Source organism: Micromonospora sp. NPDC048894, from assembly GCF_040649765.1.
Classification (GTDB): Bacteria; Actinomycetota; Actinomycetes; order Mycobacteriales; family Micromonosporaceae; genus Micromonospora; species Micromonospora antibiotica.
Genome location: NZ_JBEZFY010000043.1, coordinates 1 through 1333, shown reverse-complemented (window position 1 = coordinate 1333; position 1333 = coordinate 1). Strand labels below are relative to the sequence as shown.

The 1333-nt window shown below is 66.7% G+C and carries 2 protein-coding genes; both read right to left on the bottom strand.

The window, feature by feature from the left end; translation table 11 throughout:
• Positions 1 to 31: 31 nt before the first annotated feature.
• The gene (locus AB0C22_RS31230; RefSeq protein WP_357538596.1) at positions 32 to 958 is read right to left on the bottom strand and encodes an IS3 family transposase; all 927 of its coding nucleotides are present in this window, start codon (positions 956 to 958) and stop codon (positions 32 to 34) included.
• The gene (locus AB0C22_RS31225; protein WP_067308719.1) at positions 955 to 1266 is read right to left on the bottom strand and encodes a transposase; all 312 of its coding nucleotides are present in this window, start codon (positions 1264 to 1266) and stop codon (positions 955 to 957) included. The genes AB0C22_RS31230 and AB0C22_RS31225 overlap by 4 nt, the downstream gene beginning before the upstream one ends.
• Positions 1267 to 1333: the final 67 nt, after the last annotated feature.

Sequence of the window (1333 nt, the reverse complement as noted above, 5' to 3'; positions counted from 1 at the left end):
TTGAGTTCCCCCCGCTTTGATGGAGCGGTGGTTACCTGCTCCCGGCTGGTGCAGGGGCGGCGATAGGTGGTTCGGCTGGTTGCGTCTGGCGGGTGTGCCAGGCGGTCTCGTACTCGTTCGGGCTGAGGTAGCCCAGCTCGCGTTGGATGCGGCGGGTGTTGTACCAGCCGTCAATGTAGGCGAAGATCGCGTTCTCGGCCTCGTCGCGGGTCCGCCAGCTCGTGCGGTAGACGAGTTCGATCTTCAACGTTGACCAGAAGTTCTCCATCAGGGCGTTGTCGTAGCTGTCGCCGACGGAGCCCATCGAGGGCAGGATCCCGTTGTCCTGCAAGCGTTCGGAGAAGCGGAACGACGTGTAGTTCGACCCGCGGTCTGAGTGGTGTATCAGTTGGCCGTCGCGGACATCCCGGGACCAGATGCCGTATTCGAGGGCGGCGAGGATCAGATCGGTGTCGCAGCGGTCAGACGTCTTCCAGCCGACAATCCGGCGGGAGAACACATCCCGGACCGCGGCGAGCCAGAACACGCCCTCGCCGCAGGGGATGCGGGTGGCGTCGGCGACCCAGAGCCGGTTCGGCCCGTCGGCGGTGAACTGCCGGTTGACCAGATCCGGCGCCGGCGTGTGCCGCGGGTCCTGCTTCGTGGAGCCGCCGCGCCAGCCTCGACGCAGGAACGCACCCTGCCAACCCTGCTGCGTCATCAACCGCGCGACCCGTTTACGGCCCACCCGGATGCCGTCGCGGCGCAGCTGCCGGTGCACCCGGTCCGCGCCGTAGGTGCGCCCGGACGTCTCCCAGATCTCGTGAATGTTGGAGATCAGGCCCAGGTCGACCACGTTCCGGTCGCAGGGCTGCTCGGCCTGCTTGACCCACGCGTAGTAGGTCGACGCGCCGATGTTGAGGACCCGTAGCAGGAGCGCGACCGCGAACTGGTCACGGTGTTCATCAATGAACCTCATGACCGTCGCCGGGTCGGGTCGAGCTCCGCCGCGAAATACGCGCTCGCGGCCTTCAGGATCTCGTTCGCCCGCCGCAACTCGGTGACCTCGCGGCGCAGCCGCCGGTTCTCCTCGGCCATCTCACTGGTCGGCCGGTCATGACGCTCGTCGGCGTCAGCCTCGGCCTGGCGGATCCAGTTCCTGAGCGCCTCGTGATGAACGCCCAACTGCTCGGCCAGACGCCGGATCACCGGCTTCGGATCCGACTCGCGGTACAGGCGCACAGCGCGCTGACGTAGCTCGTCGGGGTACTTCTTCGGTGCAGCCACGGACTACTTCCTCCCCCACGGCCATCAGACCATGGTCAAGAAGCTCCATGAAAGCGGGGGTGGCTCA